Origin of the sequence: Acinetobacter sp. A1, from assembly GCF_012371315.1 — a bacterium.
GTDB lineage: Bacteria > Pseudomonadota > Gammaproteobacteria > Pseudomonadales > Moraxellaceae > Acinetobacter.
In genome coordinates this window covers 1-24,727 of the sequence record NZ_JAAZQY010000032.1, presented here as the reverse complement: position 1 = coordinate 24,727, position 24,727 = coordinate 1, and the positions used below count along the sequence as shown (strand labels likewise).

Here is a 24,727-nt window from a genome sequence, read left to right as displayed (position 1 = left end):
TTTTGTGTGTAGGCTTCTTCATTTGAAAATTATATCGCTGAAAAAGCCTTTACAGATAGGTTTGTGCAACAAAGCCAGGCTGAATTAGAAAACTGGATATGAATGGTGCGATTTTGAGGGCTTAAGCCAAATTTTTCTAATACAGCAAAGTATGGACTTTGCATGGTTATTATCTTTGCTATTTTTATAATGGGCGCTATTCTAATCAGCAACTTAGCAATTATCTAGAGTGTTTTATTCGCAAAACGACAGGCGGTTTTACAAGGCATGAGAGGATTAGCGTATGAAACAAATGAGTATGCAGTCCCACGTATAATGAAAAATCAACAAAGCTGACACAAGAAGTTACTCCTCAGTCAGGACAATTCAAAATAGCTGTGCTACAAGTAAGGCATTCACAAAAAATAAGGAGAAATTCAGAAATTTATTGTTTTTTATCAAAACCTTTTTTCAATTTTATTTTTAAAGATTCAATTTCTACATAAAAGGGTCATCATTAAGCTTTAGCATAATAAAGGCATGAAAATGCCTAACATATATAACTGCTATTCGGGAGCGAACATGAATAACAGCCAAAATTATGTCAAACAAATTAAAAATGCTAAACGTGGAGGATACACGCCTACCATCGCCAAAGACATCAACAAACATAAGATTCAAAAAGCCATCCGCCTAATTGAACAATGGAGAACGCTCGCCAATGAACTCAAACCCCAAATGCAACTGGATATGGCCTTTACCTTAGAGGAATGTGCACAAGATTTAGATCGTGTCTTAAGAAATAAATAATCACTTTTCACCTTTCATTTCACATGATTTTCCTCAATGAGCTCAGATACTGAGCTCATTTCTATTCTTTCCCCCTACACAGTTTTTGTTGATCTGCGATTAAAAAATAAAGAATATCGACTGCGCTAAAAGTGTGAGTTCTGCATTAAACGATCACTTTTTGGCTTGCGTGCTTGAAAAAAATCTGTAAAATTCTCTGCACAACGCCGGCATAGCTCAGTTGGTAGAGCAACTGACTTGTAATCAGTAGGTCCACAGTTCGAATCCGTGTGCCGGCACCATATTAAACCTCGTAAGTCTTAGATTTATGAGGTTTTTTTGTTTATAAAGCTCAAATTTAATGCTGGTTTATAATATTTGAGGAGTTTATTGATCAGTCCTTAACGGCACTCACTTGCACATATTTAACCCAGCCATCTGCATACAACTTGGCGCACAAGCGTGCTGTCATGGCAATTTTAAACCAGTCTACATCTCGCGTTTGGATTTGATGTTGGAGATGCTGATTCACATAGTCAGCAAAACCTGCCAGCACCTGTGTCGATAAATCCTCTATCTGTATCTGTTGAAAATGATGCTGTTGCAACAGGCTACATAGCTGAGTTTCAGACATGAGATCATCAAAATGAACATCGGCAGCTTTTAATAAGGCTCGATATTGCACTTGCTTAAGTAGATGTGCGGGGGCTTGATCTGCCCAAATTAAATAATGAAAACCAAGCCGCCCATTTGAATTTAAAACAGCGCTGACCTGATCTAAAAATGAATTTAAATGACTGTGATATGCGGCATCTATACACAACACCACATCAAAACAAGGTTGGGGAAAAATAGTTTTTAAATTTAAAAATGAGGCGTGGTGAATTTGGAGATTTGAATTCAAATTTTCACGAACATGTTGTACACAGGCTGCTTGAAGATCAACCGCTTCAAGATATTGAATTTGATAATGTTCCAGCCAATAAATTAGGCTGGCACCTTGCCCACAGCCTAAATCAAGCAACCGATCTTTTGAATTTAAATGGACGGCTGCCGCCAAATGGGCAGCCAAATTTTGGCATGCAGCGGGATAATCATCGCCCACTGCATCTGACCAATAACCTAAATTACTCCATGGCAATCGTGCATTGTCGCCCAAATATGCCGCTTGAATGGCATATTTATGTTTTGGAAAATATGAGCGGAATGCCTGTTGCCATTTCATAAGGACTCAGTCTAGTTCAATATAAGATCAACAGACTTAATAACCTAATTGTGGCGCAACCTCAACTTTTGGTTTCAAATCAATAAACGGTAACGGCGCACCAAAAATTTCTGCAATATGCATGGCCGAAGTTACTGCAGATTCTAAAATTGGCAAACCATCACACGACCAAGAACCACAGAAGAATACTTTACGGTTGTCTTGGTGATGACGCTGTTGCAACTCTTTATTTAAGGCAACAGTTTTTGAATCCACCACAGCACGGGTTAAAGTCACGGTCGAAATGATCTTTTTCGGATCAATTGGGGTAACAGGACGCCATGTTTGGAACACTGGCGATTTACCCACCAAGGTTGGTTCAATCGAGTTCAACCATACTGTAAATTGCTGACGGGTAAATTTACGATCCATCATATAACTCAGTACCGACCAATCTTTACGTTTTGGTGGCATCACAGTTTGATCGGTATGAATCACCAATTCGCCTTGTTCAAATTTGAATTGTTTCAGTAATTCAATATCTTCAGCAAATTGTTGATTGTCTAGGAAATCCTGCACTTTTGTGGTTGGTGTTGCAATCACAACGTGGTCAAATGTTTGTGCATGACCTTCAGAATTTTCAACAACCACACCCGCTTCTTGCTGATGAACACGGGTAATAGCTGCACCACTTTGAATATCAATACCTTCAATCAGTTTATCGACTAAAGCAGGCGTGCCGCCTTGTAAACGTAATAAAGCATCGCCATCAGTCAATTGGCGTAAAAATACCAACAACGGTTTTGCAGGCCATTCGCCAATGGTTTTAGGGTCGCAAGTACAAATGGTGTATAGCACAGGCATGACGGCGCCATGCAAAAACACCTCTTCAATTTCATTGCGGTTAATAAATTCTGCAAGGGTGATGTCTTGGTGCTTAGATTTAAAGAACTTGGCAATTGCTGTTTTTAACTGCAACATACCTTTCACCAAACGCCAGCCGTATTGCTGTAAACCTTTGCGGTTGTTGATGATCGGGAAGTTACCAATACGGGTACGACTGGTGGTTAGCCATGTTTCAGTACGGTCTTCAAATAACCAGCTACACGCCATATATGTGCGCACAGGATAGGTTTTAATCCCTAAATGTGTCGCTAAACTGAGGGTGTTTTTCCACAAATGTGGGTTCATCACCCGTAAAGGTGCATCAATTAAACCATCTTCAAATTCGATGCTATGGCTGTCCATTCCACGACCAGGCAGCGCCTCAAAAATTGTAATGTTATGCCCTGCATCTTTAAGAATTCTTGCGGTAGCCAGTCCAGCCATACCACTACCGATCACTGCGATATCCAAACCGATCATCCATCTTTTTACATACTTTATGAAATTATGAACCATGCCTAAGGAAAATGAGCTATTAAAAACTACCAGATTGTGTACTTTTCACAGAGAAACAACACAAAGTACATTGGCAATATGATTACATTTTTTAACAATCAGAAAGTGCTTAAATAAGCCTTAGAATTTATTTATATTATTTCTTTAATACTATAAATAGTGTTCTAAACCATGTAGATAAATTCACCAATTTTATAATTTTCGTTTTACAAATAAATCTCTAAACGCTATGATACCAAGCACAAAAATGATAACTACATCACATATAATTATCATAAGGAATATGATCAATCCGCTAAAACTAGAAATTTGACAGCGCCAGAACAACAAAAGCCTCGGTCGGGACATCGACATGAGGCTTTTTTCTTGGCTAAGATTTTTTAAAGCTTAACCTGCTTGATGTTGAATCGGAATTTCACCAAACTTGCCTTGATTAAAATCTTCAAAAGCTTGAATGATTTCCTGCTTGGTATTCATGACAAATGGACCATAGCCTTGAATAGGTTCATTTAATGGCTTGCCTGTAAGCACTAAAAATTGCGTATCTTGCAGTGCTTCAAGCTGAATTAACGCTTCGCCATCTTGAGCAAATAACACCACTGAGTGATCTTGCACAAGTTGACTGCCATTGACCCGCACTTCACCTGCCAACACCACCAATAAAGTATTGTGATCTACCGGCACATGCAGCGCTTGGGTCTGTGCAGCTTTCAATTGTCCATCCCAAACATTGACAGGGCTAAAGGTGCTGGCAGGCCCAGATTGCTCTGCGTACTGACCTGCAATAATGCGTAAATGCCCCGCCTGATTTTCAAACTCAATTTTCGGAATATTTTGAGATTCAATGGCTTGATAACGTGGCGATGTCATTTTGTCTGCGGCAGGCAAATTCACCCAAAGCTGCACCATTTCAAACAATCCGCCTTGTGCTGCATAGTCTTTGGAGTGAAATTCCTCATGCACCACACCCACACCTGCTGTCATCCACTGCACATCGCCTGTTTTGATGGTGCCACCACCACCTGCCGAATCTTTATGCGTCACTTCGCCCCGATAGGCAAGCGTCACCGTTTCAAAACCGCGATGTGGATGCGAACCAACACCATGTTGTGCGGTAGTCGCATCAAAATGATACGGCGCTGCATAATCCAAGAGTAAAAATGGACTGATCGCCTGCCCTAAACGGTCATAAGAAAATAGATTTTTGACTGGAAAACCATCGCCCACCCAATGCATGTTTTGGTTGCGATATAAACCGATTATTTTTTTCATGTGTTACACCTATTGCTAGGAGAATAGATGTTTTGATCTTAATCGCTCATCGCACCACAACCTAGTGCAAATTTGGCATACAGCATTGCAAGAATGGAATAATCTTGCTGAAACTTATACATGGTTAAACAAATCATGAGCATAAAAAATCCAGAAGCGAGGTTCTGGATTTTTAAAATTGAGTGCGATGATTCGATTAGATTTTACCCACCAAATCAATAGATGGTGCTAGGGTTGCATCGCCTTCTTTCCACTTGGCAGGGCAAACTTCGCTAGGGTGTGCATGCACATATTGCGCTGCTTTTACTTTACGCAACAACTCTTGCGCGTCACGACCAATACCGCCTGCATTGATTTCTACAATTTGGATTTTACCTTCAGGGTCAATCACGAAAGTACCACGATCTGCCAAACCTTCTGCTTCAATCAGCACCTCAAAGTTTTTAGACAATGTCCAAGTTGGGTCGCCAATCATTGGATATTGAATCTTTTTAATTTCTTCTGAGGTGTCGTGCCATGCTTTATGGGTAAAGTGTGTGTCTGTAGATACTGAGTAAATTTCCACACCCATTTTTTGGAATTCAGCATATTGATCGGCTAAATCGGCAAGTTCAGTTGGGCAAACAAAGGTGAAATCTGCAGGGTAGAAAAACACCACTGACCATTTACCAATAAAGTCTTGCTCAGATACGTCAATAAATTGACCATTGTGGTAAGCGGTTGCGTTAAATGCTTTGACTTGGGTATTGATTAAACTCATGGATGACTCCTCAATTCGTTTCGGGGATTGCTTATCTTGTGTAGTTAGAATACAAAACCCGATAGAATCGGTAAAACAGTACTTTTTTATAAAAATGATCGGTTTTTAGAATCAAAAATCCATTTATTATTTAAAAACTGATTGATCAAGCCGATGCTGAACTCACTAATCTGCATTAAAAAACCCTTTGTCGAAACAAAGGGTTTGGAGGATGATTTGCCGTTTTAACTTAAGTCAGAATGGTAGATCATCATCTAAATCTGCTGGTGCGGTTGCAGGCGCCGCTTGCGGCTTCGGTGCAAAACCACTTGGGTTATTGTTGGCATAGCCACCACCCTGATTTTGGTTAAAACCACCTTGATTTTGGTTGCCATAACCCGCAGCCTGACCTTGATTCTGATTACCATAGCCACTTTGGTTATTGTTAAACCGTGGCTGTGCAAAACCGCCATCTTGTTGGTCAGATTGTCCACGATTACCTGAATCGAGCATTTGCATTTGATCACCACGAATTTCAGTGGTGTAACGCTCTTGACCGTTTTGGTCTGTCCACTGACGAGTACGCAATGAACCTTCAATATATACCTTAGAACCTTTGCGTAGATATTGCTGTGCAATTTCACCTAAACGGTTATGCAACACAATACGGTGCCACTCTGTTTGCTCTTTACGCTCGCCCGTATTTTTGTCTGTCCAGACATCACTGGTTGCGATAGAAAATTGGGTGAGAGAACCCCCATTTGGGAAAGTTTTTGTTTCAGGATCGCGACCTAAAGTACCGACTAAAATGACTTTATTTACACCACGCATTAGACGTTTTCTTCCTATTTGTTTCTATTATTTACTTTATAAGAGTTATGCTTAAATGGCTACCTCTTTCCCTAACAAGTGCGTTAATTGTTGTCGCGCAGCATCATCAATTTGCTGTTTATCCACTTTCACATACGCCACTTGCTGGTCAGACATCACCACGACCTCTTCAATACCACGAATCGCTAAAAGTTGAGAAGTCCATTCATCTGTTTCTCGACTCTCAGGCAAACGCAACACCAAAGATGAAAGATAGCGCGGCTGCGCCAATCCAAAACTAACCAATAACCAAATTATAGCAATCGCAGTCAAAATACTCCAACCCATCGCAGTGTGATTCAGTAACAGCAACTGTCCACCAATCATCCCGCCAAAGAAAGCGCCTAAGAATTGGCTGCTGGCATTTACGCCCATGGCGGTAGCTTTAGACTGAATAGGTGCCGCCTTAGACAACCATGAAGGCAACAAGGCTTCCATGACGTTAAAGGCAATAAAGAATAAGCCCAGACCCAACAGTAAAATATATTTTGATTCAAACCCGAAAATCAGTACCAACAGGCCTAAAATAATGCCTGCAATAGCCGTCAGAAAAATACCACGCATTTTGCGATATTTTTCTGCCAAAACAATGCTTGGGAAAGCTACAAACAGGCTGACCAATAGTAACGGCAAATACACCCAACCATGATGCTGTAAAGGAATATCAGCAAACTGGATTAACTGTGAAGGCACATAAATAAACATGGCCGTCAGCAATAAATGCAAGGTAAATACGGATACATGCAGGCGGTTTAAATCGCCCATTTTTAGCACTTGCTTTAACTGCGGTACATAACCTTGCTGGAAATTACGATGATGACGGGTAACTTTCGGCACTAACAGCAACATGAGAATGGCTGCCAACCCCATCACTGTGGTCACCCAAAACAGCCCTGAAATACCGACCCAACCTGTAAGCCATGGCCCCAAACTGAAGGCCACCACAAAGGACATACCAATACTCATGCCCATCACCGCCATGGCTTTCATGCGGTTTTCTTCACGGGTCACATCGGCCAACAACGCCATCACCACCGCAGACACCGCACCACCACCGGCTATGGCACGTCCAATAATCACGCCATAAATGGTGTCAGACATGGCAGCAATTGCACCACCCAAAGCAAACAATAATAAGCCCAAAACCACCAAAGGTTTACGGCTATAGCGGTCTGCAATTAAGCTAAATGGAATTTGTAAAATGGCTTGAGTGAGTCCGTATACCCCAACAGCAAGCCCAATTAAGGCAGGTGTTGCATATTGATACGATTGCCCTGCAACTGAAAACACAGGAATAATCATGAACAAACCCAACATGCGCAATGCAAAAATACTGCTTAAAGCAAAGGTCGAGCGGCGTTCCAAGGCATTCATCATATCAATCGACTAAAACTAAATAATTTTGAATTTGCAGATATCCTACAACATTCAGCTGCATGATGCTGATTTTTCCCGATGTTTATTATACGAGATGCCTAGAATTTCAATAAAAAAGGGCGCAACGCTGTGCACCCAAATTCTAACTTCGTTCTGTCTGTATGATTGTTCAGCTTGGTTATGCTTGAGTCATACCATCAAAGCATCAGCAGCGCATTAACCTACTTTTGCCTGACGTTTTTTAAATTGAATCGAAGCAATCACTGCCCAAACAATGAATGCAACGCCAATTAAACCTGTCACTACTTCTGGCACATGTAAGCCTGTACCGCTGGCAATCATAATAAAGGCCAAGGCACCAATGGCGTAGTGTGCACCGTGTTCAAGGTAAATATAGGCATCCAAGGTACCTTTTTCGACCAAGTAAATGGTCATAGAACGCACAAAAATCGCACCAATGGCTAGACCTAACATAATGATTACCACGTCTGAGGTAATCGCAAAGGCACCAATCACGCCATCAAAACTGAACGAGGCATCCAGTACTTCTAGATATAAAAAGCCGCCAATACCCGCTTTTACCACACCTGTTGGCACACCATTTTCATCATGACGCACAGCATTGCCCTGCTCATCGACTTCAGGCTCTCCGCCCAGCATGTGACTCAGCACTTGCACACCAATATAAATCACGATGCCCCAAATACCCGCCATCGTCACCACAAGGCGTTTATCTTCAACCACGTTCGCCCCCATGATCAGCAAGGTTACTAAAGCTAAAAATACAGACATGGCAGGTACGCTTGCCAAATTACTCAAACGACGTTCCAACCATCTGAACCAGTGGGTGTCTTTTTCATCATCTAAGAAGAAATTCAGGAAGACCATCAACAAGAATGCACCACCAAATGCAGCAATTTCAGGGTGATGTGCCATCAGTTTGGCAGAATATTGCTTCGGATCATTCAGTGCCAGTTGCACCACTTCCATCATGCCCATATCGGCAGTGACAGCCACAATCACCACAGGGAAAATCAAACGCATGCCAAATACAGCAATGATAATCCCCACGGTTAAAAACAGCATTTTCCAGAAATGATCCCAACCGCGTAGGACTGAAGCATTGACTACCGCGTTATCAAACGACAACGACACTTCCATAATCGCCAAAATTGCGGTGATGGTCAGTGCGGTGAGCATGGTCTGCACACCTGCTTCTGGGCCATGGGTATAGCCCCAATATGCAGATAGCGCAAGACACACTATCGAAAATACGATTGAGAAACCAAAATGTTTCATCATGACAAACGACCTATCGATATATTTTGATCTGAATTTTTTATCTGTCGAATCTGCACCACAAAAGCCAAGCATAGCTTTGGGTGAGTAACAACAGATCTAAAAATTCTGAAATTTGAATTGTCCGAATTTTAATCGGACAAAAGCTGAGAATGTAAAATTTTATGCCGCAATTATGACGCTTTTTTCTCAACTTCGCCAAAATTCTTCGTATGATTTTTTTGTTGTGATGGATTTCGCCCCAACTGCGCTATTTCAATATTGATCAGTTGTGATCACCGTACAGATATGCAATGGTATCTGCATCAATAAAATTCAAATGGAAATCCAACATGCGCTTTTCTCAAGAGGCTTGGCAGCGTAACCTTGCGCTCTATCAAAAAACACTGGCGTTGCCATTTAATCAGGAACTGGCGCAAGGTACGTTAAGCAAAGCTGCGTTTTGTCATTATGTGATTCAAGATTCACATTACTTAATTGCCTATGGTCGTGCACTGGCTGTCTGTGCTGCCAAAGCTTTTGATGCCGATGATATCATTCAGTTTTCGGAAGCAGCCAAAATTGCAATTGTGGTTGAACGCACCTTACACGACAGCTTTATGCAAGCGTTTGATATTTCCAAACAGGAATTTGAAAGCACCCCACTGACCCTCGCTTGCCATCATTACACCTCTTATTTGCTCGCAACGGCATGGTCAGAAAGTTATCCTGTGGTATTGGCTTCATTGCTGCCATGTTTCTGGATTTATGCAGAAGTGGGCAAAGATATTGTCAATAATTCTGTACCGAATAATCCATATCAGGCTTGGGTAGATACCTATTCAGGCGAAGAATTCCATAGTGCAGTCAACAATGTAATTCAGACCATTGACCGTATTGCTGCGCGCTGTGATGCCGACACCATTGAAAAAATGCATCAAGCCTATACCAAAGCGGCAGAACTGGAATGGCTATTCTGGGACAGTGCTTACCATCAGCGTCAATGGCTAGGCTTAGACCAAGTTTAAACCTCAGCTGCTTTAAGTGCGCGCTGTATTGGCGTTTCTCTATACAGTGCGACAAGCCATGACCGATAAAGCGTGAAAAATAACACTTGAACAATTTTCATGCGCTATCATATATAAGTTTTTCATTTGCAGAATTTCGAGAATTTTTTATGAGCCAAAGTCATATCCGTATTCGAGGTGCACGTACCCATAACCTAAAAAACGTGAACCTTGATATTCCACGCGATAAATTTGTGGTGATTACGGGCTTATCTGGTTCAGGAAAATCCTCACTGGCATTTGATACTTTGTATGCCGAAGGGCAACGTCGCTATGTCGAATCGCTTTCTGCCTACGCACGCCAGTTCTTATCACAAATGGAAAAACCTGAAGTCGATTCAATTGAAGGTCTAAGCCCTGCAATTGCGATTGAGCAAAAATCGACAAGTCATAACCCACGCTCAACGGTGGGTACCATTACCGAAATTTACGACTATTTGCGTTTACTGTATGCCCGTGTCGGTACACCGTACTGCCCTGAACATGACTTGCCGATGGTGGCACAAACCGTATCAGAAATGGTTGATGCGGTAAAAGGACTGGAAGAAGGCACTGCTTTGATGCTGCTTGCACCGGTGATTCGTGAGCGTAAAGGCGAATATGTGCATTTGTTTGAACAGCTACAAAGTCAGGGTTTTGTACGCGCCCGAGTGGATGGCGAAGTCATGGACATTGACCCACCGCCTGAACTCGACAAAAAGAAAAAACACACGATTGAGGTAGTGGTAGACCGTTTTAAAGTCCGAGATGATTTGGGTAACCGTATTGCCGAAAGCTTTGAAACGGCACTGCGTTTAGGTGGCGATCTGGCCATTTTATCGTGGATAAATGCCGAACAGCCTGATCGTATTTTTTCTGCCAAACATTCATGTCCAAAATGTGATCGTGCCGTTGCTGAACTTGAGCCACGTTTGTTCTCGTTTAATAATCCGTTTGGCGCCTGCCAAACCTGTGATGGTTTGGGGACACGTAGCCATTTCAGCGCAGAAAAACTAATTCCAAACCCTGAACTTTCAATCAGTCAGGGTGCAATTCGCGGTTGGGACAGACAGCGTCCCTATTATTACAGCATGCTAGAAAAAGTCGCAGCACATTATGAACTTTCATTAGAAACTGCGTGGAATCAGCTTGACAGCACTACCCAGAAGAAATTTCTGTACGGTACAGGCAAAGACAAAATTGACCTGAGTTATACCGATGAACGTGGTCGCCATCATAAACGTGTGATTGCTTTTGAAGGTGTGTTGCCGCATTTAGAACGTCGTTATCGTGAAACCGAAAGTAATTATGTACGCGATGATTTGGCACAGTATTTATCTAATGCGGCCTGTGATGCCTGCGGAGGTTCACGCTTAAATGAAATCTCCCGTAATGTCCGTGTGAAAGACAAAACTATTGCTCAAATTACCCAAATGTCAATTGGTGATGCCGAGCAGTACTATCAAGGACTGAATCTGGATGGTGCCAAAGGTGAAGTGGGAGATAAAATCTTTAAAGAAATTCGTGAGCGCTTACATTTTTTAGTGTCGGTAGGTTTGAATTATTTAAGTTTGTCACGTTCTGCCGAAACGCTGTCTGGCGGCGAAGCACAGCGCATCCGTTTGGCATCGCAAATTGGTGCAGGCCTCATGGGCGTGATGTATGTGCTGGATGAACCCTCTATTGGCTTACACCAACGCGACAATGACCGATTGCTAGAAACCCTGATTCGTTTACGTGACTTGGGCAATACCGTATTGGTGGTAGAGCATGATGAAGATGCCATCCGTGCAGCCGATCATATTATTGATATTGGCCCAGGTGCAGGTGTGCATGGCGGGCATATTATTGCCGAAGGTACCTATGCAGAGCTGGCGGAAAATGCCGATTCACTGACAGGGCAATATTTATCGGGCAAGTTAAAAATTGAAGTACCGAAAAAACGTACCCAACCGCCACATCCTGAACAACAAATTAAACTCATGGGAGCCGCAGGTCATAACCTAAAAAAAGTAGATCTGACTTTGCCCTTAGGGGTCATGACCTGCGTTACAGGCGTATCTGGCTCAGGTAAATCGACCTTAATTAACCGTACTTTATTGCCTTTGGCTGCAACACAATTAAATGGTGCCACGACCTTAAATGCAGAAAAGTTTGACTCGATTGATGGTTTGCAATACTTAGATAAAGTCGTGGATATTGACCAAAGCCCAATTGGACGTACTCCACGTTCAAACCCCGCAACGTATACAGGCTTGTTCACTCCAATCAGAGAACTATTTGCACAAACGCCTGAAGCCAAAGCTCGCGGCTATGCGGCTGGTCGTTTCTCCTTTAACGTTAAAGGTGGACGCTGCGAAGCTTGTGAGGGTGACGGTATGATTAAGGTAGCGATGCACTTCCTGCCCGACATGTATGTACCTTGCGATGCCTGTCATGGTAAGCGCTATAACCGCGAAACGTTGGAGGTCAGCTATAAAGGCCGTAATATTTCCGATGTGTTAGAAATGACAGTTGAAGATGCTATGCATTTCTTTGATGCGATTCCTGTGATTCATCGTCGTTTAGAAACTTTAAATCAGGTGGGTTTGGGCTATATTCGCCTCGGACAATCTGCAACAACGCTATCGGGTGGCGAAGCCCAACGCGTCAAACTAGCGCGTGAATTGGCCAAACGGGATACAGGTAAAACCTTATATGTGTTGGATGAACCGACCACTGGTTTGCACTTCCATGACATTGCTAAGCTACTCGACATCTTGCATGAGCTACGCAATAAGGGTAATACCATTGTGGTGATTGAACATAACTTGGATGTGATTAAAACTGCAGACTGGATTGTCGATTTAGGGCCTGAAGGTGGTGCAGGTGGTGGACAAATTATTGCCGAAGGCACCCCTGAAGATGTGGCAAAATCTAAAGTTTCACACACTGCTAAGTTCTTAAAACCAATGTTAAAAGCTTAGACTGGTGAATAAGTGAAATCATTTTAATGTGAACCAAGTTGTACATCATCTTGTTGATTTTAGAGATGATGTGCAACTTAACCCTCAACCGCATTACGTCCACGCGCTTTGGCTCTAAACAAATGCTTATCGGCTTTTTCCAGCAAGCTACTCCATGAAGCAGCACCTACTGCAACGCCCGCACTAATAGAAATTTTAATATAATCATTAATTTCTGGAATATAAATTTCGTCTTTGACAATTTGACAACGTAGCTTGTCTGCCAAATAAAGTGCTTCAGTAAATTCAATATTATCAATGACCACCAAGAATTCATCGCCACCAAAACGCACCACTAAATCTGATGAGCGCACATTGGCTTTGAGTGTTTTAGCAATCAATTTTAAAGCTTGGTCGCCAACAACATGACCAAAAGTGTCATTCACATGTTTGAACTTATCCACATCCAAAATAATTAGACCTGTTTTAGTCAATTTCTCGGGTTTTTGTTCCAAAAATTTTAAATATTCTTCTAGTGCTAAACGGTTTGAAACACCAGTTAAAGCATCTGTGTTGGCAATATTACGCAGCTGAAATTCCAAATTATCACGCTGTACTAAACGTTGTTTTAATTTTTGAATTGCTTCAAATAAAGACACACTATCACTATTTTTATTGTTGATAAGGGCACTGACTTCATCATCATAAGCGGACAAAGCCAAAATTTGTTTGCGTGCCTGAATGAGTGGAATAAATACTTTTGAACGTGCATACACCATGGTAAAAATGGCTGCCATCAATGAAATGAGTGTAACTACCAGCGTTAAAATAAGTTTTTGCTGTGCTTTGAAGTGATCTTTTTTTGCCAGTGCCAAACTATAATCCAGCACATAAGTTTGTAAATCGACGACAGTACTAAACTTATCGACCATGACTTCCGATAATTGCGTACCCGTTAATGAGTAAGGCTCACCACGCAAACTTTGCTCAATCAACTGTTTTATAATTGGAATACCTTGATCCAAAAATTCAGCCTTGAGCTGATTATGCAAAACGGTATATTCCGGCACTTTGTGCGCTTCAGGCAAAATGGTATGTACCAAGTCCCACAAATAATAGGCCTGTCTTTGATTTTGCAAAGAATTGGCTAGATTTTCTTCGGGGATTTTTTCGCCAAATGTAACCGCAGCAATCACATTTGAGGCGACTCGTCCCGCCTGATCACGCAAATCTGACAGTATAAAAATAACGCTATAGTAGGTAGATACAGCAGTATCTTTACCCACAGAATCCAACATGACATGCTTTAAAACATACTGTGAGCTGTCCCAAGCACTGAACATTTTCTGGATTGCTTGATCTAGTTGTTCTGAACGTCGCAAATGTGTTGGTGTTGCCGCATAAGCATCTACCGCATCACGCCCCTGCTTTAAAGAAGCTTTCAGTTGGTGCGATAAATGGTGTGCATGAGTAATAAAGCCCTCTTGCTTGAGTACCTGAATCGTGTCCTGAATTTGTTGATCAACCTGCAAACGGTACTGTTTTAATTCTTCTAAATGTCTTGCCTGATCTGCAGGTGTACTTGACATCACTTTATTGGCAGGAGCCCGCTCACGGGAAATATTATTGGTTAATTCTGCAACATTACGCAAGACAGAAATTTCGATTAAGGCGCGCTCTGCCTTTTTGTAACTCTGATAACTGCTGACAATTAAAGGCACTGAAATAAAAATTAATGAGCCAATAATAATGATCATTGAGATAAACAAGCGTCGACTAATCTGCTCAGAATGCAATTTCGCCATCATGTTTAGCCTAACTCCATCTCACTTCAGCCTTGAAAGCTGAACTTGGTCACTTTATCGTCAGCAATAGTACAACAGCTTGGATGATATTTCTTATTTATTTTAGCAATAATTTTAATCGCTTAGTTTTAATTAAGCATCGGTAATATACTCAAAATGATTGCAACCCACTAAAGCAAAATAACAGCTCATCCATATTTCACTGATCCTGAGTCACTTTCAATTCATTTATATGCTTTATGTTTAATACCGAAATGATAAAAAAACTCACAGTGAGCAGCAGAAAATATTTTACAGCTGCAACATTTAGGTGCATAATGCACCCCAATAGGGCGAGTTTAGTTTTTCCTCAGCAGAAAATTAAACTTTCCCGCAAATTTTGGCGAAAAAACCTAGTTTTCATTGAAAACTGGGTTTTTTTTATACAAAAATAACAGCACTCATATTCACCCATCAATATGAATGCACCAATATGGTGCATAAAACTCATCCATATATTAACTTTTATCATCTGGCCGATAGCAAAGTGATAAGTAACCAGCCAGCCAATTTAAGACAAAAAAAACCCAACCTTGGGGAAAGTTGGGCAGATAAAAAGAAACAAGTATGGAGAATCTCATCACATTACTGGATTAAGTCAGCATTTAGATTTGATGTGCGAAATTATGAGATGTTTCACACAATCTAAAAACCCGACTTAAGTAGTAGGACTTCATAACGTAATTATGAAATAAATCACAGTTAGTGTAAAGCATCGTCAATCAGTCTGCTATATTCTTGAACAGACCACCAAATAAATGTGATAAAAGTCACACAAAAATACTCATTCACATCAATTAATCACATAAAAATATGACGGTTAGCATGTTTTTAATACAAAAAAAGAGTATTGCTACAAAAAACACGTCAATTTTTAAGTTATTGTTCACACTAAAACTATTGGTTTTAAGGATTATTTACATAAATAGCATCGTTTATTCCAATCAAAAATTCTTCAACCTGTCATAACTCTAGGGTTCTAAATAACATAATGACTTGTTATCACTACATTTTTAAGGTTGACATCTAAAAAATTGTTTGAATATTTTTCAACCAATAAAATCAATTGGACTTAATGCCTGAAGAATGTTGTTTTAGTTCATTGACTTAATAAGTTGTTACACTAAAATGCTCAATGTTTCATCCATTTTTAACAAAGCTGGTAACTATCATGAAAAAACTCGGTTTAGCCACTGCATTATTATTAGCCATGACCGGTGCTCAAGCGTACCAATTCGAAGTTCAAGGTCAATCAGAATTTCTAGACACTACTGAAAACAACCAAAACTTCACTGGTGCTGTTCAAGGTACTTACTACTTCAAAAATGTTGATGCGACTAAAGGTCCTTTAGCTGAGGCTGCGTTCTTAAACCAAGCGTCTAACTTCTCTTTAGCATACAACTATGGTGAATACGATGTAGATGCTGTAGATGAAGATTTCGTATCTCATGTTTATGGTGCTAAAGCTGAAGCGTATGTACCAACACAATTGGTTCCTGTTTATGCTAGTGCAGCATATAGCCATACCATCACAGATGGTAAAGGTGGTCAAGACAATGACAATGGCGACCGTTATGCTTTAGAACTTGGTGCAGTTGTAGCGCCTAACTTCTTGGTTGCGGTAGGTTATACAAGCGTTGCCGATCAATATTCTTTAGATGCTTTCAATATCCTTGCTAATGGTGTTGCTAAAGCAGCGCTTGAGTCAACTACAATCGGTGTAGACCCAAACTATGACCAAGATGCAATCACTGCACGTACAAAATATGTAGGCGCAATTGACGGCACCAATATGGCTGTTGGTTTTGAAGCAGGTCTTGTATATGGTGAAGATACTATGTACAACTTAAAAACTGATCTTTACTTAACACCAGCACTTAGCGTGGGTGCTTCTTATGCAGAAACAAGTGCTAATACTGATGTTGATTCTGCTTGGGGCGCGAACGTAAACTACTTCATCACTCCTGCAGTTGCTGTAGGTGCTAGCTATGTAAATGCGAATGCTGTTGGTGTAGCTCGTGACACTCAAACTGTTGGTGTAAACGCTAAATTCCGTTTCTAATTTCACATTAGATACTGAAGTTAAAAAAGACGCTCATCTGAGCGTCTTTTTTTATGCCTGAAATCTGTCATGAAAAATTGAACTGCTATTTCACTCAGATGAATCATCATGGTGATGATGCGGTAAGTGGCGAATGTATTGCAATGCGATTAAACGTGACACGATCAATGCCAAATACATCACGCCACAGAACATTTGCAACATGGCAATCACCCGTGCTTCTGGGCTGATCGGTATAAGATCAGATAAGCCTGTCGCAGACTGCAAACTAAAACTTAAAAACAGTAAGTCTAGCCAACTTTGCAAACCTACAGCATTTGGGTTCTGAAAACTTTGCGGAATCAGAATCTGGCAAATGCTATATAAAAAGGCAAATCCCCAAGCGATTAAGGTAAACACCGCTGCTGCTGCAAACAACTCATCTTTGGTTAAATAACGGTCATGAAACATATAACGCAATAAACCGTAGGCTGCACTAAAATAGGCTGCAGCTTCACACGCATGACTTAACACCAGAATAAGCGGATGCCGCACACCCAATAAAATAAAGAATGAAAAGAACAAAGCTGCATAAACAAAACTGAGCCCCCAAAACACTCAGCATTGGCGTTTGTCGAATCACTTTGGCAATGAGCAGCAATACCAATACTCCCACCATCCACGTGATAACTTTATAGGGCATGTTGTGATGTGCAAAAAGTGAGAGCAGCAAAATCAAAAACTGCAAAAACAACAGCCATGCCGAAGGCAAGACCCGAAATCTTTTCCAGACATTGTCTAATATGTACATACATCTACTGCCTATTCTTTTTATATTGCATCCAACATAGCAGCTTATTTACGCATGCAATGCAATCACTCTGTATCAAAATTGCATATCACAATAACCGTATCCATAAATGCTCACCAGCATGCTTGCTCAAGCCAACATACAGGCATAAAAAAAGTCCCATGACTGGGACTTTTTTGAGGTGTTTCAGACCTTAGTGGTCAGATGCACCAGAGATACCAATACCAGTTTGTGAGCGTACGAACTGTGCATCGAATGCTTTACGTTCAGCTTGTGCTTGCGCAGAGTTGTCAGTGATAGAGAACAACCAGCAGCAGAAGAATGAAAGTGGCATTGCAAAGATCGCAGGACCGTTAAATGGGTTGATTGGTGTGTCAGAAATTTGAAGCGTATCTACCCAAACTGCTTTAGACAATACAATCAAGGTTACTGCTGAAGCTAAGCCTGCTACACCACCAATCACTGCACCGCGAGTCGTTAAGCCTCTCCAGAACATAGACAATACAAGTACTGGGAAGTTTGCACATGCTGCTACAGAGAATGCTAAACCTACCATGAACGCAACGTTTTGTTTCTCGAAAAGAATACCCAAGATCATTGCGAAGATTGCTAAGCCTAAAGTTGCAATTTTAGACATGCGAAGTTCAGATTCAGGAGTCGTTTGACCTTTCTTGAATACGTTAGCATACAAGTCGTGAGAGATTGCTGAAGCACCAGACAATGTCAAACCAGCTACAACCGCAAGAATTGTTGCGAATGCTACCGCTGAAATGAAGCCCATGAACAAGTCACCGCCAACTGCGTCAGACAAGTGCACCGCAGCCATGTTGTTACCACCAACAAGTTCTAACTTGCCAGTAACTGCCATTTTCGCAACATCAAGGAATTGTGGGTTGTTGGATACATAAAGGATCGCACCAAAACCAATGATGAAGGTTAATAAGTAGAAGTAACCAATGAAACCTGTTGCTACAACTACTGATTTACGTGCTTCTTTCGCGTCTTTTACTGTGAAGAAACGCATCAAGATGTGTGGTAAACCTGCAGTACCGAACATTAACGCAAGACCAAGTGAGATTGCATCAATTGGGTTAGACGCTAAATTACCAGGACCCATAATGTTTGCAGCATCTGCCAAGCTCAAGTCATGTACTTTAGAGAATACTTGGATCGATTGCTCGAACATGTTAGTGAAACTGAAGCCCACACCTTTCATTACCATGAAGGCCATGAAAGTTGCACCTGAAAGTAACATCACCGCTTTGATGATCTGTACCCAAGTTGTTGCCAACATACCACCAAACATTACGTAAGCCATCATGAGTAGACCCACGATTACTACTGCAAGGTTGTAGTTCAAACCAAAGAGAAGTTTGATTAACTGACCCGCACCTACCATTTGTGCAATCAGGTAGAATGCAACTACGACAAGCGAACTGAATGCTGCAAGGGTACGTACTGGCTTTTCAGCTAAACGGAACGATACAACGTCAGATAGGTTATATTTACCTAAGTTACGTAAACGCTCAGCAATCAAGAACAATACGATTGGCCAACCGACCATGAAGCCAAGTGAATACAGCAAGCCGTCAAAGCCTGACATAAACACCATTGCGGAAATACCCAGGAACGACGCTGCTGACATATAGTCACCTGCAATCGCGAGACCATTTTGGAAACCTGAAATACCACCACCTGCGGTATAGAAGTCCTTAGTGCTTGTGGTTTGCTTCGCTGCCCATTTAGTAATGAACAAAGTTGCGCCCACGAAAATCAAGAACATAATAATTGCAGGCCAGTTGGTTGGCTGCTGTTCTGCTGCACCTAAATCTGGTCCTGCAAATGCCATACCTGACATTAATACAGTAGACGCAGCCAGTGCTTTCAATGAATTCCATTTCATCTTAGTGCGTTCCTTTCTCATGTGTAATTGCTTCAACTTCACGCATCGCTTCTTCGTTCAATTGGTCAAGTTTGCCATTCGCAATTGATGAATAAACAGCACACAAAATGAAAGATAAAACGATAATGCTCAGACCTAATGGAATACCCCAAGTCGTCACACCGCCAGAAATTGAACTCAATAAGAATTCTTTGTTATAGCCCACTAAAAGCATGAAACCTACGTACACAAACAACATGATTGCTGTTAATGTCCAACTTAGGTTACTTTTTCTGCGAACCATTTCTTTGAATTTTGGGTTTTGTAGAATGCGTTCTACTTGTACCTCATCCATAACCTGCTCCTTCAAGCGCCCTGCCTTAGGCGCAAATTTTTAATTCGAATTATTTCGAACTTAAAATTAACAATGTTGGAGCCGATTTGCAATTTAGACTTTGGTCGCTAAAAAAATGATCAACCTCAGCGCAAAGGCAATGGAATAGGCTATCATAGCCCTATTGTCGATACTTTTAAGGCATCATGAACAGCTGGCTCATTATGGGGGTTTTAGCCCTCTATATCGCATTACTTTTTATTTGTGCTTTCTATGGGGAAAAACACGCCAGTCGTTTAAGCACGCGTGGGCGCATGCTCATGTTCAGCTTAACTTTAGGGGTGTATTGTTCATCATGGACTTTTTATGGCGCAACGGGCGCAGCCGTTCGTGAAGGGATCATCTTTTTACCGATTTATTTAGGGCCATTGTTGTTTGTCGCAATTGGTTATGATATTTGGCGACGTTTAGGTCGAGTACGGCAACACCACGCCATTTCATCGATTGCGGACTTTGTCGCTGCGCGTTACGGTAAAAGCGGCCCCTTGGCATCACTGGTCACCATTTTAGCGGTAATAGCAATTATTCCCTATCTGGCCTTGCAGTTACGTGCCATTGCGCTGAGTGCTGCCGTCATTCTCGATCAAAGCACCAATGTGGAAAGTACCACCAATGCGGTGTTGTTCCTGACAGGTTTATTGGCGATTTTAGCCATGCTGTTTGGTACCCGACAAATTGCCAATACAGAGCAGCACGGCGGTTTAATGCTGGCAGTTGCCTTTGAATCGTTTGTGAAACTGTTTGCATTACTCGCAGTAGCATTCTTTTTCGTTTTTGAAGCACCCGGCAATATTCATCAAATTGCCAATGATGTTTCAATTACCTTCCATGAAGTACAGCTGTTTGGTGTGCCTGAAACCTTTTGGGTGCAAACCTTATTGGCGGCATTAGCGATTATTTGTTTGCCGCGTCAGTTTCACGTTGCTGTGGTCGAACTGCGCGATGAAAAACATATTCGGGGTGCGCGTCGCTGGTTTGCCGTTTATCTGATTTTAACCACCATCGCGATTGTTCCAATTGCCAGTTGGGCCTTGCACGCAGCTCCGCAATATTTAGCCATCCCTGATGTAGCAGTATTGTCTTTACCGCTTAGCTATAACCAAGACTGGTTGACGCTGTTGGCGTTCTTGGGAGGATTCTCCGCCTCAACAGGCATGCTATTGGTATCTTCAGTAGCACTGTCGATCATGCTGAGTAATGACCTGATCATGCCTGCCTTGTGGCGCATGGGCATTTTCTCACGCCATGACAAGCGCTTGCCCTTGGTACTAAAGTTCACCCGACGCATTTGTATTTTAGCGGTAATGCTACTGGGCTTTCTGTTCTTCAATTTCTTTAATGATATTGATCAGCTCTCTGTATTTGGTTTATTGGCCTTTAGTGCGGTGGCGCAGTTTGCCCCTGCATTGATTGGTGGCTTGTATTGGCGCGGTGGCAGTAAACAAGGGGTGTATGCAGGTCTAATTGTCGGTTTTGCGATGTGGGCCTATACCCTGCTGTTACCCACTATTTTGCGCAGCCTACCAAGCCAGTTTAGCGACTTTACCCGTGAATTTTTAATGCTCGGGCCTTTTGGCATCAATGGGTTACGCCCTGAAGCCTTGCTGGGCTTTGAATCTTTTGCCCCCCTCACACACGGTGTAGTCTGGGCACTGGGTTTAAATATCATGCTTTATGTTTGGGTATCACGTATTTTCCGCCCAAGTGTGGCAGAACAAATTCAGGCCGAAAGTTTCTTCTATTATGAAACCAAGCCTTTGCCTACACAGAATATGAGCAATGACGTCAGCTATTCGCATCAAGATGTAGCACGTTTAAAAGTGGGCGATTTAATCACACTGGCCAAACGCATTACAGGTGATTCCCCAACCCGACACGCCTTTGAGCAGTTTAGTCAGCAAAATAATGTGGTACTGAATGAAAATGCCAATGCCAACGGCATGTGGTGGCGTTTTACCGAACAGTATTTGGCAGGGACGATTGGTGCTGCTTCGGCACGTACCTTGCTCACCACCGCCATGGTCAATAATGGCCTCGCGTTAGGGCAAGTCGCAAATATTCTTGACCAAGCTTCACAATGGCAGCGCTTCAACCAAAATCTGATCATGACCATGATTGACCACATGACCCAAGGGGTGAGTGTGGTAGATGAAAATATGTGCTTGGTGGCATGGAATAATCAATATCTCAAACTATTTGATTATCCTAAAGATATTGTCTATGTTGGCTGCCCAATTGCCGATTTGATTCGCTACAATGCCGAACGTGGCGAATGTGGTCCAGGTTCAATTGAAGAACATGTGCGTAAACGTATTCATTGGATGAAAATGGGCAGTGCGCATGAGTTTGAGCGCATCCGTAAAGATGGTCGTGTCATTCAAATGCGCGGCAACCCAATTGAAGGCGGTGGTTTTGTAACCACCTTTGCCGATATTACTGCCTTCCGTGAAAATGAAGCTGTGCTTGAAGCACGGGTGCAGGATCGTACCCAACAATTGGCCGATGCCTTGTCCGAACAACAATTGGCTCGTGAACAAGCCGACAAAGCCAATATGTCCAAAAGCCGCTTTATTGCCGCAGCCAGCCATGACTTATTACAACCGATGCATGCGGCCCGTTTGTTCAGTACGGCTTTAGAGCAAACCATTCAGTCGGATGAAGACCGTAAAACCCTGCAGCAGCTAGACCGTGCCCTGCATGGTGCAGAAAGTATGCTTTCCGCCTTGCTGGATATTGCCCGCTTAGAAGGCGGTACCATTCAGCCAAAACGTCAGGCTTATCCATTGCATGACTTACTCAGCGATCTAAGCCTGCAATTTAAATCGATTGCGGCACAACGTGGCATTGAATTCCGTGTGCATGATGTGCAGTTCTGGATTGATACCGACCCACAATGGATTCGTCGTATTATCCAAAACTTTGTCAGCAATGCTCTTCGCTATACCGCCAAAGGGCGTGTTGTGGTAGGGGTACTGCGTTCTGCTGAGCATCCACAGCATATTCGGATTGGGGTTTGGGACACCGGGCCAGGCATTGCCGAAGAACAACGCATTAAACTGTTTCAGGAATTTGAACGTTGTGGACATACTTCACCTTGGGGTGAGCAAGGTCTGGGCTTAGGCTTGGCGATTGTGCAGCGTATGACCAGCCTGCTGAACTACCCTGTGCACGTGTATTCTGAACTGGGCAAAGGCTCTTGCTTTATGATTGAAGTGCCAATCGTAGAAGCACCAAAAGTGGTGGCAGCGCCTGTGCAAGTGGTACCAATGAAAACTAAAGCCTACAAAATTTTATGTCTAGATAATGATGAGACCATTTTGGAAGGCATGGCGACCCTGCTCAGCAAATGGGGCTATCACGTCTTTAAAGCCACTGAACCTGAACAAGCCATTGACCTGATTCAGCGCGAACACATTCAGGTTTGGTTGGTCGATCAACACTTAAATGACGATAAAATTGGTTTAGATTTTATTCTGGAACATCGTCAGGAAGATGTCCCTGTGGCATTAATTACAGCAGACTCCGACCCAGAATTGCCGCAACGCTTAAAAGAGCTGAATATTGTATTGCTGAAAAAACCGTTAAAACCAGCATCGCTGCGTTCTTGGTTATCTGGACTGAAAATTTCAGGCAGCTGATACCCATAAAATTTTGTCTGCCCCGCTTTAAACTATGCTTGGTTGAGGCCATGTTAAGCGCGAGGCAGGCAAAGCTACTCAATATCCATCTTGCAACAGTTTAATGCTGCTTTACTTACTGCAACCCTAGACCACTCAAAAAACAACAGATTGCCTGTAAAGTGTCACAGCCGCTGGCCTGATGTACAACGTCCATTGACCAAAATTTTCAAAAACGTCGAGTTTTGAGTGCCTGCCATTCACATTAAATACCATCGTCTCACTGGCTATGGCAAAGTCTGACAAGATGGTAAGTGAATATGCTCAATAAATTTTACAATTTGTCTAAGCCCTGAGTTTGTCGTTATTTTTTGCCCTTATCGCCAAAACATTAGACTTTAGTCGTATATGCTTAAAACGCTTCATGCGCGCATAACTAAGTACAAGAAATGATCAATTAGCTGGTGTAGCCTATATAAATACTGCCATTGATCAACCCTTCTTCTCGTTTTAGGAAGTGATGTCATGAATTTAGCTGAATATGAACAGCAGCTTGCCGAACAATCTCAGCAGCTGCATCGTCAATACGGCGTCAATGCGCTCTTACCCGAAATTCAATGGAATCAACTGTTCCCCAATAGCAAACTCAGTTCCACACATCTTCAAGCTTTGGAAACCATTTACCAAAGTGCTGTGCCCTTAGCCTTGCAGGTTTTTGAAGAGTTAAACTTTGATGTATTTAGTCCAGCAGCTTATAAGCCTCAAGGTTTAGGTCTGTTCGAGAAACTTGCAGATCAGGAACAACAATTACTCAGCCTTTTGGAGCAAGAAGCTCAAGGTCTCGATGAACCTACCCGCCAACATATTTGGAGTATGTTATTGCGTGGTGGTGCCGTACTGGTCTTTAAAGCATGGTTGGGCAAAGTCAAAACCGATACAGCACAGCTCGACACCTCTCAATTTGATGAGCTGTCCGATTTACTGTTTATTAAAACCCCACCCTTTGAATTGGCAGAACGCTTGAATATTAATGCCCATGCCCCTGCCGAACATATTTTTCTATTATATGGCAATGATGTGTATTTAGACCGTTTTAACAGTCTCGAAACCGCAGCGCTATTTGTCGATTTAGGCGTCTATGATGCGGCTTTTTTAAGTCTGAGAGTAATTAACTATAACTAAAAATATAGACAAATATTTGCATAAGTGCTCATTTTGTCTATGTCGATTCAGTAGTG

15 protein-coding genes, 1 tRNA gene and 2 pseudogenes are annotated in these 24,727 nt (G+C 42.1%); 7 read left to right on the top strand and 11 right to left on the bottom strand.

What is annotated here, in order from left to right; all coding sequences use genetic code 11:
- Positions 1-561: 561 nt before the first annotated feature.
- Entirely contained in the window at positions 562-789 is a 228-nt protein-coding gene (locus tag HHA41_RS10650) for a hypothetical protein (protein WP_168419449.1), read from the top strand.
- A gap of 205 nt (positions 790-994) precedes the next feature.
- Positions 995-1,070: transfer RNA gene (locus tag HHA41_RS10645), tRNA-Thr, on the top strand.
- A gap of 92 nt (positions 1,071-1,162) precedes the next feature.
- Here the strand turns inward: HHA41_RS10645 and HHA41_RS10640 are convergent.
- From HHA41_RS10640 to HHA41_RS10610, 7 genes are all read right to left on the bottom strand, one after another.
- Complete coding sequence (locus tag HHA41_RS10640; protein WP_168461695.1) at positions 1,163-1,993, bottom strand: class I SAM-dependent methyltransferase; 831 nt, start codon at positions 1,991-1,993, stop codon at positions 1,163-1,165.
- 36 nt (positions 1,994-2,029) lie between these two features.
- Entirely contained in the window at positions 2,030-3,337 is a 1,308-nt protein-coding gene (locus HHA41_RS10635) for an FAD-dependent oxidoreductase (RefSeq protein WP_168461693.1), read from the bottom strand.
- A 423-nt stretch (positions 3,338-3,760) separates the two neighbouring features.
- The gene (locus HHA41_RS10630; RefSeq protein ID WP_168461692.1) at positions 3,761-4,645 is read right to left on the bottom strand and encodes a pirin family protein; all 885 of its coding nucleotides are present in this window, start codon (positions 4,643-4,645) and stop codon (positions 3,761-3,763) included.
- A gap of 196 nt (positions 4,646-4,841) precedes the next feature.
- Positions 4,842-5,405: an alkyl hydroperoxide reductase subunit C gene (ahpC, locus tag HHA41_RS10625; protein WP_004970191.1), complete on the bottom strand. Its 564-nt coding sequence runs from the start codon at positions 5,403-5,405 to the stop codon at positions 4,842-4,844.
- Positions 5,406-5,639: 234 nt separating this feature from the next.
- A complete protein-coding gene (ssb, locus tag HHA41_RS10620; RefSeq protein WP_168461690.1) occupies positions 5,640-6,215 on the bottom strand; it encodes a single-stranded DNA-binding protein in 576 nt (191 codons plus the stop codon).
- 51 nt (positions 6,216-6,266) lie between these two features.
- Positions 6,267-7,631, bottom strand: coding sequence for an MFS transporter (locus tag HHA41_RS10615; protein ID WP_168461689.1), 1,365 nt, complete (start codon positions 7,629-7,631; stop codon positions 6,267-6,269).
- A 216-nt stretch (positions 7,632-7,847) separates the two neighbouring features.
- The gene (locus tag HHA41_RS10610; protein ID WP_168461687.1) at positions 7,848-8,933 is read right to left on the bottom strand and encodes a DUF475 domain-containing protein; all 1,086 of its coding nucleotides are present in this window, start codon (positions 8,931-8,933) and stop codon (positions 7,848-7,850) included.
- Between the two features lie 329 nt (positions 8,934-9,262).
- Between HHA41_RS10610 and tenA the strand changes: the two genes are divergently transcribed.
- Complete coding sequence (tenA, locus tag HHA41_RS10605; protein ID WP_168461686.1) at positions 9,263-9,937, top strand: thiaminase II; 675 nt, start codon at positions 9,263-9,265, stop codon at positions 9,935-9,937.
- Between the two features lie 149 nt (positions 9,938-10,086).
- A complete protein-coding gene (gene uvrA, locus HHA41_RS10600; RefSeq protein WP_168461684.1) occupies positions 10,087-12,921 on the top strand; it encodes an excinuclease ABC subunit UvrA in 2,835 nt (944 codons plus the stop codon).
- A gap of 77 nt (positions 12,922-12,998) precedes the next feature.
- On the opposite strand, the gene HHA41_RS10595 is transcribed toward uvrA, so the two are convergent.
- Positions 12,999-14,705 (bottom strand): GGDEF domain-containing protein, encoded by a 1,707-nt coding sequence (locus tag HHA41_RS10595; RefSeq protein WP_171525304.1) that lies wholly within the window; start codon positions 14,703-14,705, stop codon positions 12,999-13,001.
- Positions 14,706-15,879: 1,174 nt separating this feature from the next.
- On the opposite strand from HHA41_RS10595, the gene omp33-36 reads away from it, so the two are divergent.
- Positions 15,880-16,806 carry a porin Omp33-36 gene (omp33-36, locus tag HHA41_RS10590; protein WP_289845811.1) on the top strand — a complete coding sequence of 309 codons (927 nt, stop codon included), beginning with the start codon at positions 15,880-15,882 and terminating at the stop codon, positions 16,804-16,806.
- 90 nt (positions 16,807-16,896) lie between these two features.
- Here the strand turns inward: omp33-36 and HHA41_RS10585 are convergent.
- The 3 genes and pseudogenes from HHA41_RS10585 to HHA41_RS10575 form a co-directional block, all read right to left on the bottom strand.
- A pseudogene (locus HHA41_RS10585) lies at positions 16,897-17,596 on the bottom strand (ion channel).
- Positions 17,597-17,789: 193 nt separating this feature from the next.
- Entirely contained in the window at positions 17,790-19,499 is a 1,710-nt protein-coding gene (locus tag HHA41_RS10580; RefSeq protein ID WP_168461678.1) for a cation acetate symporter, read from the bottom strand.
- A 1-nt stretch (position 19,500) separates the two neighbouring features.
- Positions 19,501-19,833 carry a DUF485 domain-containing protein gene (locus HHA41_RS10575; RefSeq protein ID WP_167845675.1) on the bottom strand — a complete coding sequence of 111 codons (333 nt, stop codon included), beginning with the start codon at positions 19,831-19,833 and terminating at the stop codon, positions 19,501-19,503.
- 185 nt (positions 19,834-20,018) lie between these two features.
- On the opposite strand from HHA41_RS10575, the gene HHA41_RS10570 reads away from it, so the two are divergent.
- Both HHA41_RS10570 and HHA41_RS10565 read left to right on the top strand, forming a co-directional pair.
- Positions 20,019-23,510, top strand: a complete 3,492-nt coding sequence (locus HHA41_RS10570) for a PAS domain-containing hybrid sensor histidine kinase/response regulator (protein WP_168461676.1) — start codon at positions 20,019-20,021, stop codon at positions 23,508-23,510.
- Positions 23,511-24,014: 504 nt separating this feature from the next.
- Positions 24,015-24,650: pseudogene (locus HHA41_RS10565) on the top strand (hypothetical protein); the annotation flags it as partial.
- Positions 24,651-24,727 lie beyond the last annotated feature (77 nt).